This is a genomic window from Leptospira venezuelensis, assembly GCF_002150035.1.
Taxonomy (GTDB): Bacteria; Spirochaetota; Leptospiria; order Leptospirales; family Leptospiraceae; genus Leptospira_B; species Leptospira_B venezuelensis.
This window is the reverse complement of record NZ_NETS01000010.1, coordinates 270,764-282,969: the sequence shown is the minus strand read 5'-3', so window position 1 is coordinate 282,969 and position 12,206 is coordinate 270,764. Positions and strand designations below refer to the sequence as shown.

Sequence of the window (12,206 nt, the reverse complement as noted above, 5' to 3'; positions counted from 1 at the left end):
TTTCCTGGGAAAAACCGACCGCCTACTGAAAGTAATCCGTTAAACGTAGTGCTCTAGTTCCTCCGGAGAAAGTCTGTCGAAAATCTGGCCGCATTGGGAACATTGAAAAGAAACAGTAGTAGGTTTGGAAGAAATCCCGAAAAGGATCAAAAACCAGGCCCAGTTACCATAAGTTTTCACCTCTCTCGAAAGAGGGGATTTTCTGTCCGTTCCGCAACTGTCGCAATGTGGTAAAGAAGAGGATTGGCTCACAATGCTAGGTTGAAATGGGGGTGGAAAACTTCCAGAAGAAAAGTGAGAAAAAATCAAGATGGGAGCCCTTTTGGACTCCCGAAGAATTTGAATTAATTTTGGTTTAGGTAGATTACGTACTTAGAAATCTTTTTAAGTTTTTCGTCACCTAAGAACTTGTAGGAAGTCATCACAGGGTTGCTTGGAATTCCGTTATTCAAAGTTTTCAGAATTCCCGCTTCTGTAGGACCATTTTTCCACTCGTTAGCAGGTGCTTTGTAATTTCTAGGTTTTGGATTTAAGCTAGCCGCAGCTGCTCCGTCTCCAGCACCGGTATCTCCGTGACATGCGTTACATCCGTTCTCAAGAAAAAGTTTTTTACCTTCTTCTACTTCTGGACTTAAAGTTGCTGCGCTTGCTACAGGTGCAGCTTCTTCTTTCGGCTTTTCTTTATCTCCGCAGTTCAATAGGAAGATGAGGGAGAGAATGGAAACAAAAAGGGAAATCAGGATTGCCCGAGTCTTCATGGATTACTCCTTTATATTGGTTCCAAGTTTCTTTTTTAGAAAGAGAAAGCAAAGAACTTTTTGTCACGGTATTGTCGGAGCGATATCTGCAAAGGATTCGAGTAATATGAAGAAGGATCCGAAAATTGACTTTTGTCAAAATATCGGGAGATGATTCTTAATATCGATTTCTAAGAATGGAAAAGAATCGGACTTATTGGTTTTTTGTAAAACAAAAGCGGGGTAAGTCCCACCCCGCTTTCCTTTTTAGATCATGCGGGTTTAAAAATAAATCCCGTAGAAGTTTCCGTTCTATCGAAAAGAACCGGCATATCTATCGCAATAGATTCGGTGACAGGTTTCCCTTGGTATTCTCCTTCGATAATACTCATGGTTTTTGCACCTTCTTCCAGTTCGATGACTGCAAGAACGTAAGGCGCTCTTGGAGCCAAATGACCGAAACCAACGTGAACCACAGTGTAAGTGTAAACTTTTCCTTTTCCTGAAAAAGTCTTAGCTTCTACATCTTCCGATCCGCAGCTTGTGCAGGAAACTACAGGATCAGTAGCTTCAAATCCACAAGATTTACATTTTTTTCCGGTTAAAGAATGAGCTTCCATAATCTCCGCCATTATTCCCCCCTCTGCAGAATATGCACTATACTAACTGCACCTGGGCCACCAAGTACGTGAGTTAATGCGGTGCGAGCATTGGCAACTTGTCGTTTTTCGGATTGATCTCTGAGTTGGTAGGTCATTTCTACAACTTGGCCAACGCCTGTAGCTCCAACGGGATGACCTTTTGCTTTTAAACCGCCGGAAGTGTTTACTGGAAGTTTTCCACCTAATCGAGTGTGGCCATCTTTAGTGAACTGGCCACCTTTTCCTTTTTCCACGAATCCGAGATCTTCTATATTGATGATCTCAGTGATTGTGAAGCAGTCATGGCATTCCAGAACATCGATGTCCTTTCTTTCCACACCTGCCATTTTAAATGCCTCAGTGGCTGCTTGCACAGATGCGGGGAAGCTAACGGAATCTTTCTTAAGAGCTACATTGAAGTAGTCTCCACCAATTCCGGAACCCTTTACTAAAACATAGTCTTTACGAACGGATTTTGCTTTTTCTTTCGTAGTGATCACAACTGCTGCAGAAGCGTCCGTAACCAAGGAAACATCATGAAAACCGAATGGAGTTGTTACCATTCTTGCTCTCATAATATTATTGAAAGAAATTTCTTTTTGTTTATGAGCGAATGGATTCAAACTACCGTGAAAGTAATTTTTTTCTGCAACGGTCGCGAGCATTTCTTTCGTAGTTCCGAACTCATGCATGTGACGGATTGCGTTTAATGCAAAACCAGAAGGTCCTGAAATACAATATCCGCCTTCTACATCTTGGTCTTGACCTCTTGCTACGATTTCCATCGTAGTTTCCGGATCTAAACCATTCATTTTTTCCACGCCCAGAACTAATACTGTGTCATATAGGCCGGATGCAACAGCAAGAACACCTTGTCTCATTGCGATTCCGCCAGAAGCACAAGCTCCTTCCGTCCTGATCGCAGGACGATCACCTAATCCAAGTAAGTTGGCCGCATAAGAACCCATTGTATTTTGAGCGTTAAACTCATTACCTGCATAGTTCCCAACATAAACAGCTTGGATTTCCTTTCTGTCTATGCCTGAATCTTTGATTGCTCCATTACCCGCTTCAGTAACTAAATCTCTAAGAGTTCTGTCTTTATGATTACCGTGGACCGTTTCATAGGCCCCGATGATTGCTACTTCTCTCATGATTGACTCCTTACATTCCGATACCGGCGCCACCGTCTACACGGAGGAAAACACCAGTGATATAGGATGCTTTATCGGAAAGGAAGAATTCTACAGCGTTAGCGATCTCTTGTTGAGTACCAGGTCTCTTTAGAGGAATGAACATAGGATCGGTAAGTTTTTTCTGAACTTCTTCAGGAAGAGAAGCAGTCATATCCGTTTGTACGTAACCAGGGCAAACCGCATTTACTAGAACGTTTCTACCAGAAAATTCTCTCGCAGCAACTTTAGTAAGAGCGATCACAGCAGCTTTTGAAGAAGAATAGTTCGCTTGACCAGGTTGGCCAGAAAGACCTGAAAGAGAAGAGATGTTCACAATTCTACCGGAAGGAGCTTTTAAAAGAAGTTTAGAAGCATACTTAGTCATTAAGAATACACCTTTTGCGTTCACATCCATTACGAAATCATACTCTTGTTCGCTCATTCTGATAAAAAGATTATCTTTCAGAACGCCTGCGTTGTTTACTAAGAAGTCCAGTTTACCGAATTTTTCTTTAACAGCGTTGATAGCAGCGTCGCAATCTTCAGGCTTAGTAACGTTTACTGGAATACCTAATGTTTTAACGCCGAATTCTTTAGCGATATCCGCAGCAGCTTGCTCGATATGCTCCTTATTCAAGTCTACTACGACTACATCTCCACCATCTCTTGCGATAGTATTAGCGATAGCGCGACCTAAACCTCTGGGAGATGCGGCTCCCGTAACTAATGCAACTTTACCTTCGAATTGTTTTGCCATTTGGATCCCTCTGATGTCCTCGGATAACGAATTTTTGAACTTGCGGATCAACAGATAGAATTCTATCCGTTTGAAGTAGAACGATTGTTCTGGTAAAAGATGGATTGTACGGGGATTCCCGACAAGAAAAATTCATCGGAATAAAAGTCTTTGAAACAGTGTTCGTTTTTGTTGAACATTTGTTCGCAAGCTGTGGGGGCGGCAAGGTTCAGGCTGCAAGAAAGCGGTGGGTGTGGATATGTCTCATTTTAAGAGATAAGTTTTATACTCAATCGAAATGGTGGGACGAGTAAGTATTATGAATATTTAATATAAAATTGTGAGAGAAGTGTTTTGGTGGAAGGGGGTATGTGGGTTGAATTTTTTATAATAAAATCGATCTTTATATGATGAAAGTATGTAAGTTCATTTCTGAATTCTGAGCAAAATATCCGTTACCCTAAATGGAGTTCGAATCGCTGCTCTAAATGAAGATGGAGTCACCGAGTATTTCTTAACTGACCAAGTAGATTCTGTCGCTCACGTATTAGATGAGGGTGCTCATACTCTCTCGAGGATGCAGTACGAGCCATACGGAGAGACTCTTGTCCAAAGAGGAACTCTTGACTTTGCTCCTAAGTATAACTCTCAGGAGTTAGATAGAGAGACGAATTTCTATTTTTATAATGCGAGATATTATGATCCGCAGATCGCAAGGTTTACGAGTGGGGATAGTGTAATAGATGGGGCGAGGAGTACGCAAGGTTGGAATAGATTCTCGTATGTTGCTGGGAATCCGATTCGTTATAAGGATCCTACTGGGCACCTTATAAATAATATGCCAGATCTAATCTTGAAAGGGATTGAGACTGGTTCGAAGGCTGTTCAGGGAGTTGCTGCGGAGGCGGCAAAAGCTGTCGAAGGAGCGGCAACGCAAGCTTCTAAGGCGCTTCCGAAAGTCGCTTCTAATACATTAAAAGTCCTCGGAACGCTCGGAACCCTTGTAACGCCAAGTGGCCCAATTGGGGATGCAAGTGATGAAATAACTGGCCCTCGGGTGTTTGAATATGAAAAAAATAAAGTTAAAAACCGAGAGGAGGGTTGGGCATCTGTTAAATTTCAGCTCCAGCAAGGTAAAAATGATTATTTTTGGGATACGGTTCGAGTTAATCCAGAACGACCTGGAGTATTAAAAAGACAAGGATTCAATGCGTTAGATCAATTGGAATATGATGTTAAAAATAAGCATAACCTCCACAAGCCTCTTCCAAAGGGATTTCATAAATCAGAAAAATTCAAGCAAGCTATTGAGAAAATGCGTGGTAAGATTAGTAGAAGCCCGATGCCGAAGAGTGTAAATAAGACAAATCTCCAAGAGACATTTGATTTTAAAGGCAAGGAATATCGTATTGACGTTGAAAATCTATCTGGTCAAAATAATTTCGTGAACTATTAAGTATGCGTTATACTATTGAAACATTTAAATTACACTATCGAAAGTCATCTGTAGACGAAAAATATATCCACTTGGAAAGGATAACACTTTATGTTGAGCTTTGGGCTTGGAAAATGCATAATATACAAGCAACTATTTATCCGTCTCTGTATAATACAGAATATTCGGAAATAATAAAGACTCAATCCGATTTCGATGAATTAGTCGATTTCTTTTATAAAGAATGTCTTACGGAGGAAAATGATGCTTTACAAAGTAGGCAATTGTTGCTTCTGAGAAAGACATTGTCTGACGAGATTGGAAAGAGATTATATGTTGATTTCGGAGAAAAATTTTATTCAAAATTGTTACTTATCCAGCAGTTTCTCTTTGTAATGGAAAATATGGAAATTAAATTTGAAAAAGACTTTTTGGGGTTCTTCCGACATGCATTGGATGAAATGGTTGAAACCGTTTCATTTATGAAGGAAGAATAATTTGTACAGAGATAGTATTCACCTTACACTTCTCCTGAACGCTTGTTCTAATTTTCCATTTGGTCGACCTCCAATTCTTTTGTCTTAATGCCCTCGATGAAGACTTGGAATGGAGTTCTTCCATTCATGTTTCTTCCTTGGTAAGCTCTCTTGTAATTGTATTCTTCAAAAAAGATTTCCAAATCGATCTGCATCTATTCGATCGATTCGTAGAATTTAGTTTTACCTGCGATCCTGAAATGTACATAGAGTAAAGTTCTGTGAATACGTTCAACATATCCGTTACTTTGAGGTCTCCGAACTTTAGTAATGTAAGGGAGTAATTAACCGAATGTATAAGAATTGCAGTTAGTCATTTGAGTAGAATGGAAATTCGGTTCCGTCTGGGCTTGTAAGGTAAATTCCCACCCTTCTGGGTGGGGGATGGTGGCGGATTCTAGTAGTTGTTCAAAGAAAATCCTCTATCACAAATTTCTAATTTTACAATCAATTTTTCTAATACTCCTCATGTAGGAGCTCCTACAAGTGAAGAGGTTTGTTATTTGTGGGCGGCTTTGCGAATCTTCGCCCATGCACGCGTAACTACTTTCTTCTACCCTTTCTGTGAACTCGGTGATATTCGTATGAAGCCTAAAAAATTACACAGAGAAATATATAGTGATAAGTTCTCCGTGCATTCGCGACTCTGCGTGAGAATAAAAAAAACTGAATTATAACGAATCCGGTCCGGGGTTCGGAGACTGCGGATTCCCGGAGATATCGAATTAATCCAAGTACAGCTTGTTTCATTAAACATTTGACTTCACTTCGTTCAGTCACCCTTCGGGAATCTTGCTCCCTATGGGTCGCTCGCTTGGGTAAAGAAAGACGCGTGCAACGCGGCTGGAGCGAGGGGGAGACATCCCCCAAAACTGTCTTGAGTCTGCTGGACCCAGAAGTATTCTGAGGCTCGCAAAAATAAAAGTTACGGATGATTTTCGTTAACTTGAAAGACAGATCATACTAAGGTTTCTAAGTTGATGGCACCTGAGTTCGGAGAACAAACTATGAGCGAACTCATAAATGGACCAACGGAAAACTATTTACGTCTATTAAGTATCGCCTCAATATGCTTAAATGCGTTTCGAATGGGATGTTGAAAAGGAAAGGATTAATATCCAAAAACATAACCTTTCCTTTGGAGAAGCCTCTTTAGTTTTTGCTGACCCTAAAGCAATCTATTTGCCGGATCCGGATCATTCAGTAGAAGAATTGAGAGAAATTGCTTTAGGAAAAATTGAAAATATTACGATCGCAGTCGTTATTTTTGTTGATAGATCGAAAAACGGGGAAGAGATTATAAGAATAGTATCTGCGAGAAAAGCAACTAAATCAGAAGAAATTCAATATTATTCAAACGATATTAACTGATATGAGAGACGAATACGATTTTTCAAAAGGCAAACGTGGGACTTATTCACGAGATCTTAAGGACCTTCATTTTCCGATTTATTTGGATCCTCAATTAGAAGAGTATTATAAAAAAATAGCTCTTAAAAAGAGCAAAGACCTTAGTTCAATTATTAATACAATTTTACAGAAAGAAATGGAACTTCATAATTCTTTAATATAATGGTTTTATATATTACTTATGGCTGAATCTCACAAAAGTTACAACCACTAAATGAATTCCAAATAAACTCAAACAGCAATCATCCTCCGGGCCTTTGTGTGAGAATAAAGTAATAGACCCTAACCTTTCTCCACCTATTCTTTCCAAAAGTAATTTCATTCGGACTATTACATGCTCTCGTTCTTCTCTTTTGTTTTATTTCTTATTCTCGCATTTTTATTTTACTATTATCTTGAGGTGTTAGAAAAACCTGTTCTTCGGTTCAGTGAAGGCGAGTTTGTGAGAAGGGTAATTGCAAATTGTCCTCGTTTAACTAGGAAATATTTTCCTACGTTCTGGTGTTTTAATAATCATCTAATGCTGGCTCTCTTACTTTTTAGAGAATATCGTTCCGACTTTTTTCGCTACGATAAGTTGGAATATCTTAAAATGAAGGATGGTGGAGTCACTGGACTTGCCTGGTCCAATATTGATGGAAAGAAAAAAACGGATTCCGACCCAATTGCGATTGTCTTTCATACAATCAGCGGGGATGAGCAAGACGTTAAGTCTATTGTAAAAGGAATCGGAACTCAATTGGGATGGGCTTCTGTGGTTTGTATTAGGAGAGGACATGGGAATCTTCCTCTTCCTAAGCCGCAGATAAACACAATGGGTTCTAGTTCGGATTTAAAAGAACAACTCTTGTACATTAAGAAAAAATTTCCGAATAGTCCTTTGTTTGGTGTGGGGATTTCTGCTGGCTCCGGATTGCTCGCTAGATACTTGGGAGAATCCGGAAAGAAAAGTTTATTGGATGCAGCAGTAGCAATTTCTCCCGCATATGATATCGAAAAAGCATTTCATAGGGTTCATCCGGTTTATAGTAAGATCATGGGCCAAAGACTCATTAATTATTTTTTGAAACGCCATTATGAAACTTTATCTTCCGTAGGAGGATTTCAGAAGGTGATGGAATCCAAAACTTTGGGCGAATTCCAGGATCGTTTACACAGTCTCTCCGGTTTTGACGATAAGGAAGAATATTACAGGCATTCGAACCCTGCGGTTGTAATGAAAAATATCCGAACTCCGATTATGATTTTAAATGCAAAGGATGATCCCATCTGCGTAAATCAGAATGTTTTAGAAAATTTGCATTGGTTGGAAAACCTTCCGAATTCGATCCATGTTTATACAAAAAGGGGAAGCCATATCGCATATTTTGAAGGATGGAAAGCGATATCTTGGTCGGATCATCTTGTCTGCGAATATTTTAAAGCAGTTCAAGACCAATTGCCTAAAGTTAAGAAGAAGCCAAAACGTAAGATTGCAAAAAAGCGTTAGTTGTTTTTGGGTCTTTTTATGAGCTGCAGCTTCCCCACTTTTTAAATTCTTTTTCGAATCGATATTCTGAGCCTGGTGCGCAATCTAACTCTTTTGGTGATGCTTCTCGGGTTAGAGTTCCAGCAAGCAGGAGTTGGGGTCTTGCAGTAATGCTGGCTTTACGGACCTTCGCCCATGCGGCACGAGATCAAAAAAATACTTTCATATTTCACTAAGAAGAAATCAGTTTAAAATTATAAGGAAATCAACGGAAACTATGGTGGGAAAAAAAACATTAACAGTATTCATGCTTTGTGGCAGCTCCATGCTATTCAATTGTGTAACGGCAATGACGAGAACTAATACTGTGAATACAAACGCTCCTTTGAAGGGGAATTATTCGATTCAATATCAAAGTACTGATCCACAACAGGGTATAATTGCAAAAATGTTATCGGTAAAACTGAAAAAGATCGGGCTTATTGAAAATAAGGAAAATGCAGATTATCACTTTAACATGACTGCATCAATAACGCTTAAAGGAAGTGTGAAACACGGTTTGGCAAATGCAGTCGGCACAAATATGGCAACAGTGCATGTTTCGTCGGTTCCTCTTTATAGTAAATCATTGAGTATAACGATTAATGATAAAAAACAGAGTGTCCTTTGGACTGGAAATGTTCAACAAGAAGCCGATCAATGCAGTATTCTAGGAGTGACGATGCCGGAATTGATTACTGCTATGTTTGAAAATTATCCATCAGACTTAATGAACAGACCGCGCAAATTTTATCTTGGAAATTCTGAAGTAGGCGAAATAAAGGAACAGTTTCCGAATATGGACTGGTCTTGTTATTGATCTATAAGATCTTTATTGATAAAAACTTCAGTGTTAATCTAATACTGAAGTTTCATCCAATATAATCTAAATAAAGATGGCTTACTTTCTATATTAAAAAACGCGCTTTTACAAGCTCGAAACTGGAAAGATTGCCCGATTATAGATCCTCACTTCGTCAATACCTCCCTCAAAAAGTTGAGAAGAAAGATCGGATCGGCCTAATTGAAAAGTGCTATTTGTAGCCCAGGGACGATTTACTCCGAAGGTTCCGGAGCCGACTAAGACGTTATTCACGTACAAAGAACCGGTGAGTGTTCGGATATCCCAAGTAAAGACCATATGATACCAAAGATTTTCCGGATATATTCCGCAATCAGTACCTACATCTACATCTCCTGAGCCTCCATTGTTTGTGAAAGCCCTGATTCTCCCGTTGCAAGAACTTGGCGAAAAAGCATATAACTGGAGACCTAACCCGGCTCCTTGGCTTAAGAAGATAAATTCGCTGCCGTTATTCCCGGGAGGAAATTTTCCCTTTACCCAAGCGCTTACAGTAAATGAGGAAACTGTTCCATCAAAGAAAAGAGGACCTTGAGCTATGGATTCGTGATAGCCTCCGCCTCCATCATAATAATAAGCTCTTCCCGGAATTCCAAATCGATCTGCAGTAATTATTGGAGTCGTCCCGCCGACAGCGGTCAGATCTAAGCCTCCTACTTTGTCTTTCAGGTCTCCGTCTAACGGCCAATAATGGACGAGCCCAATGGAAGAATCGAGTAATGTCAGTGTAACGAAATTTTGGAACGCTGTTTGATCATTCTCTGCTTGGTTTTCTAAGAGAAGATAGGTCCCACAGTTTGTGTTAGAGATAAGGAGTAATAGGCTAAGAATTAACGTTCGCATTTAGGTTATTTTAATAAACCGGTCAGATATTTCACTTGGGTCAGTGGATTTCGAAAGTTTGAGAAAGGAAAACTCTTTTTGGAGCTTCTGATTGGAATTTCTAAGGCAAAATAGGCCAAATCTTACTGTTCCCCTTAGAAAACTAAGGGTCTATTCTCGGTCGATTTGAGGTAAGTTAAGCTCTATTTCTCTTCCTATCGTGCATATCCCGCTTAGGGTAATCTATATTCCAATTGAGATATAGCATACATTATTTATTTATAAATTACTTAGATTTTTAATAATTTCATGGAATATTTTGTCCTTATTAGTTTCGGCATAGTTACCTTTGTTAACGGTCTTCTTCGAAATGGGATAGAGCGTATAACGTAAGCAAAAGAGGAAAATTGATGAAAAAACTTATTATATTAGGGTTCGTATCTATCTTGTCGTTCTCAAACTGTTTGGCAATGGATTCTTTAGGTTTATCCGATAGTGTTAAAGGTTCTGAAGCAAGGTCTCAGATCAAAGAAGCCGCTCTGACTTCCGATATTTTATTCTACGGATCAGTAGATCCTGCTAATGCGGGGGCAATCACCGTTCTGGATCTATTTCTGACAGATCTATATTTAAAGATAGATGATAATAAATATTATAAAAAAGCAGATGTGGACAAATGTGTAAAAGACGTTCAAGTTATAGGACTTTTAATCACAGATCCTAGTACAACTGTAGCTACTAGTAATAATTGTAAAGGATTGCAGGCGAACGGAGAGATTATCTAATCTATTTGTAGAGGACCTTCTCCTTTTGAAGGTCCTCCTTTAAACCCAAAATCAATTCTAGCGGAAAACCTGTTAGAGCTCGATTGTATTCTAATTATAACATTGCCAATTCGTTTAGGTTTCCTTACAAGGAAATCATGTATGATATCCCACTCGTCCAAATAGGTCCCGTTAAAGCTGCCCGCATTCCAGGTGATCCACAAGGTGCTTATGTTATTTTTCTACATGGTTACGGAGCGAATGCGTTCGACCTTCTTCCTTTGTATTCGTATATGGACGTTCCTGAGGGTACGAATTTCATCTTTCCGGATGGGATTTTAGAAGTTCCGATTGCGCCGGGTTATAACGGTAAAGCCTGGTTCCCTATTGATATGGAAGCTTTACAAAGAGCAATGGTCGCCGGAGGTTCTAGAGAACTTTTTGAACGTTATCCAGCCGGTCTGGCAGAGGCAAAACAAAAGATAGAAGAAATGATCCAGGCATTAGATGTACCAATGGATCGAATTATCTTAGGAGGTTTTTCACAAGGTTCAATGCTTGCTACGGAGATTACTCTTAAGGCTGAGAAAAAACCCAAAGGTCTTGTCATTCTGTCGGGGACTTTGCTGGACGAGACTCATTGGACACAGTACGCAAAACAAACTCCGGGCTATAAATTTTTTCAAAGTCATGGTAGAATGGACCCTGTGCTCGGTTATCCTGCTGCGAAAAGATTAGAATCAGTCTTAAAAGACGCAGGATGGGTAGGTGAGTTGCTGGCATTTCCGGGTGGACATGAAATCCCGGAGATAGTATTACACGGTATGAACCGCTATTTGCGAGAACTGTTCGAATGACCTATCTAATAGAAAAATACGTAGCCCTTAAAAACAAATACCGCAACTACGATACTAAAGAAGCTTTGAGAAGAATGCAGGCTTGCCGCATTGCCTTAAAGGAATTAGAAGATAAAGGTTTTCGTACAGGCGTTGAAATTTTAGGTTCGATCAATTTTGGTATCGTAGAACCTTCTTCCGACATCGATTGTATTCTATTACATTATTGCGATTTACATAAAGACCAAGAATGTCCGGAATATTGTCCTAATTTTTTATACGAGTCCGAAGAGATCAAGGCGAGTCTTCGCAGAAGATTGAAAAATGAAAATCTAAAAATAGAATTTTTGGACTGTATCAATCTTAGGATGGTGGAAAGAGCACTCGAAACAGGTAATTGGAAGGATCACGAAGTACTTCGCAGGCTTTTATTTTATAGGACTATTGGCCGTCCAGTGAATAGACCTCTTTTTATTCCTTATGCGGAGAAGTTAGAAGAAAACGAAGAATATATCCGAGACATTTTAGAATGGGGCTCCGAAGCTTTGAGTGTTTATCTTGGAACTTCTAGGCATAGATTCTCTTTTAGTAAATACAACGAAAGGATAGAAAGTTCAGGACTCCAACTTCCTCACGGCCTAAAAGAAGAATTAGAAAGTTATTTAGAACAGGGAGAAGGTTTCGAATCCAATAATGGTGCAGAGTCTTCTCGCTTTAAGGATCCGGTTTAAGATTTTTATGTGTA

15 protein-coding genes and 2 pseudogenes are annotated in these 12,206 nt (G+C 39.5%); 10 read left to right on the top strand and 7 right to left on the bottom strand.

Going from position 1 to position 12,206, the window contains the following annotated elements:
- Window positions 1–39: 39 nt before the first annotated feature.
- From B1C82_RS08510 to B1C82_RS08485, 5 genes are all read right to left on the bottom strand, one after another.
- Window positions 40–252: a hypothetical protein gene (locus tag B1C82_RS08510; RefSeq protein ID WP_086447183.1), complete on the bottom strand. Its 213-nt coding sequence runs from the start codon at window positions 250–252 to the stop codon at window positions 40–42.
- Window positions 253–344: 92 nt separating this feature from the next.
- Complete coding sequence (locus tag B1C82_RS08505; protein ID WP_086447182.1) at window positions 345–758, bottom strand: c-type cytochrome; 414 nt, start codon at window positions 756–758, stop codon at window positions 345–347.
- 251 nt (window positions 759–1,009) lie between these two features.
- Window positions 1,010–1,369 carry a Zn-ribbon domain-containing OB-fold protein gene (locus tag B1C82_RS08495; RefSeq protein ID WP_086447181.1) on the bottom strand — a complete coding sequence of 120 codons (360 nt, stop codon included), beginning with the start codon at window positions 1,367–1,369 and terminating at the stop codon, window positions 1,010–1,012.
- Window positions 1,369–2,532, bottom strand: a complete 1,164-nt coding sequence (locus B1C82_RS08490; protein WP_086447180.1) for a thiolase domain-containing protein — start codon at window positions 2,530–2,532, stop codon at window positions 1,369–1,371. Before B1C82_RS08490 ends, B1C82_RS08495 begins: the two co-directional genes overlap by 1 nt.
- Before the next feature lie 10 nt (window positions 2,533–2,542).
- A complete protein-coding gene (locus B1C82_RS08485; protein WP_086448525.1) occupies window positions 2,543–3,310 on the bottom strand; it encodes a glucose 1-dehydrogenase in 768 nt (255 codons plus the stop codon).
- 415 nt (window positions 3,311–3,725) lie between these two features.
- On the opposite strand from B1C82_RS08485, the pseudogene B1C82_RS08480 reads away from it, so the two are divergent.
- From B1C82_RS08480 to B1C82_RS08475, 3 genes and pseudogenes are all read left to right on the top strand, one after another.
- Window positions 3,726–4,125 (top strand): annotated as a pseudogene (locus tag B1C82_RS08480) (RHS repeat-associated core domain-containing protein); the annotation flags it as partial.
- A gap of 2 nt (window positions 4,126–4,127) precedes the next feature.
- Entirely contained in the window at window positions 4,128–4,745 is a 618-nt protein-coding gene (locus B1C82_RS20570; protein ID WP_157894117.1) for a hypothetical protein, read from the top strand.
- 71 nt (window positions 4,746–4,816) lie between these two features.
- On the top strand, window positions 4,817–5,221 hold the full coding sequence (locus tag B1C82_RS08475; RefSeq protein WP_157894116.1) for a hypothetical protein: 405 nt from the start codon (window positions 4,817–4,819) through the stop codon (window positions 5,219–5,221).
- Window positions 5,222–5,268: 47 nt separating this feature from the next.
- Here B1C82_RS08475 and B1C82_RS20815 read toward each other — a convergent pair.
- Window positions 5,269–5,529: pseudogene (locus B1C82_RS20815) on the bottom strand (integrase core domain-containing protein); the annotation flags it as partial.
- Window positions 5,530–6,337: 808 nt separating this feature from the next.
- On the opposite strand from B1C82_RS20815, the gene B1C82_RS08465 reads away from it, so the two are divergent.
- From B1C82_RS08465 to B1C82_RS08450, 4 genes are all read left to right on the top strand, one after another.
- On the top strand, window positions 6,338–6,631 hold the full coding sequence (locus tag B1C82_RS08465) for a BrnT family toxin (RefSeq protein WP_086447178.1): 294 nt from the start codon (window positions 6,338–6,340) through the stop codon (window positions 6,629–6,631).
- 1 nt (window position 6,632) lies between these two features.
- On the top strand, window positions 6,633–6,833 hold the full coding sequence (locus tag B1C82_RS08460; RefSeq protein WP_086447177.1) for a toxin-antitoxin system, antitoxin component: 201 nt from the start codon (window positions 6,633–6,635) through the stop codon (window positions 6,831–6,833).
- Window positions 6,834–7,004: 171 nt separating this feature from the next.
- Window positions 7,005–8,159, top strand: coding sequence for a YheT family hydrolase (locus B1C82_RS08455; RefSeq protein WP_086447176.1), 1,155 nt, complete (start codon window positions 7,005–7,007; stop codon window positions 8,157–8,159).
- A gap of 256 nt (window positions 8,160–8,415) precedes the next feature.
- Window positions 8,416–8,997, top strand: a complete 582-nt coding sequence (locus B1C82_RS08450) for a DUF4136 domain-containing protein (protein ID WP_086447175.1) — start codon at window positions 8,416–8,418, stop codon at window positions 8,995–8,997.
- A gap of 108 nt (window positions 8,998–9,105) precedes the next feature.
- Here B1C82_RS08450 and B1C82_RS08445 read toward each other — a convergent pair whose 3' ends face one another.
- Window positions 9,106–9,882 carry a LamG domain-containing protein gene (locus B1C82_RS08445; RefSeq protein WP_086447174.1) on the bottom strand — a complete coding sequence of 259 codons (777 nt, stop codon included), beginning with the start codon at window positions 9,880–9,882 and terminating at the stop codon, window positions 9,106–9,108.
- Between the two features lie 389 nt (window positions 9,883–10,271).
- On the opposite strand from B1C82_RS08445, the gene B1C82_RS08440 reads away from it, so the two are divergent.
- The 3 genes from B1C82_RS08440 (at window position 10,272) to B1C82_RS08430 (ending at window position 12,192) form a co-directional block, all read left to right on the top strand.
- On the top strand, window positions 10,272–10,646 hold the full coding sequence (locus B1C82_RS08440) for a TIGR04452 family lipoprotein (protein WP_086447173.1): 375 nt from the start codon (window positions 10,272–10,274) through the stop codon (window positions 10,644–10,646).
- Between the two features lie 137 nt (window positions 10,647–10,783).
- A complete protein-coding gene (locus tag B1C82_RS08435; protein ID WP_162494891.1) occupies window positions 10,784–11,482 on the top strand; it encodes an alpha/beta hydrolase in 699 nt (232 codons plus the stop codon).
- Window positions 11,479–12,192: a hypothetical protein gene (locus B1C82_RS08430; protein ID WP_086447171.1), complete on the top strand. Its 714-nt coding sequence runs from the start codon at window positions 11,479–11,481 to the stop codon at window positions 12,190–12,192. The genes B1C82_RS08435 and B1C82_RS08430 overlap by 4 nt, the downstream gene beginning before the upstream one ends.
- The last annotated feature ends 14 nt before the right edge of the window (window positions 12,193–12,206 follow it).

Excerpts from the sequence above, each read along its gene's own strand:
- B1C82_RS08505 (WP_086447182.1), bottom strand. The coding sequence starts at position 758 with ATGAAGACTCGGGCAATCCTGATTTCCCTTTTTGTTTCCATTCTCTCC.
- B1C82_RS08495 (WP_086447181.1), bottom strand. The coding sequence starts at position 1,369 with ATGGCGGAGATTATGGAAGCTCATTCTTTAACCGGAAAAAAATGTAAA.
- B1C82_RS08490 (WP_086447180.1), bottom strand. The coding sequence starts at position 2,532 with ATGAGAGAAGTAGCAATCATCGGGGCCTATGAAACGGTCCACGGTAAT.
- B1C82_RS08485 (WP_086448525.1), bottom strand. The coding sequence starts at position 3,310 with ATGGCAAAACAATTCGAAGGTAAAGTTGCATTAGTTACGGGAGCCGCA.
- B1C82_RS20570 (WP_157894117.1), top strand. The coding sequence starts at position 4,128 with ATGCCAGATCTAATCTTGAAAGGGATTGAGACTGGTTCGAAGGCTGTT.
- B1C82_RS08465 (WP_086447178.1), top strand. The coding sequence starts at position 6,338 with ATGCGTTTCGAATGGGATGTTGAAAAGGAAAGGATTAATATCCAAAAA.
- B1C82_RS08460 (WP_086447177.1), top strand. The coding sequence starts at position 6,633 with ATGAGAGACGAATACGATTTTTCAAAAGGCAAACGTGGGACTTATTCA.
- B1C82_RS08455 (WP_086447176.1), top strand. The coding sequence starts at position 7,005 with ATGCTCTCGTTCTTCTCTTTTGTTTTATTTCTTATTCTCGCATTTTTA.
- B1C82_RS08450 (WP_086447175.1), top strand. The coding sequence starts at position 8,416 with ATGGTGGGAAAAAAAACATTAACAGTATTCATGCTTTGTGGCAGCTCC.
- B1C82_RS08445 (WP_086447174.1), bottom strand. The coding sequence starts at position 9,882 with ATGCGAACGTTAATTCTTAGCCTATTACTCCTTATCTCTAACACAAAC.
- B1C82_RS08440 (WP_086447173.1), top strand. The coding sequence starts at position 10,272 with ATGAAAAAACTTATTATATTAGGGTTCGTATCTATCTTGTCGTTCTCA.
- B1C82_RS08435 (WP_162494891.1), top strand. The coding sequence starts at position 10,784 with ATGTATGATATCCCACTCGTCCAAATAGGTCCCGTTAAAGCTGCCCGC.
- B1C82_RS08430 (WP_086447171.1), top strand. The coding sequence starts at position 11,479 with ATGACCTATCTAATAGAAAAATACGTAGCCCTTAAAAACAAATACCGC.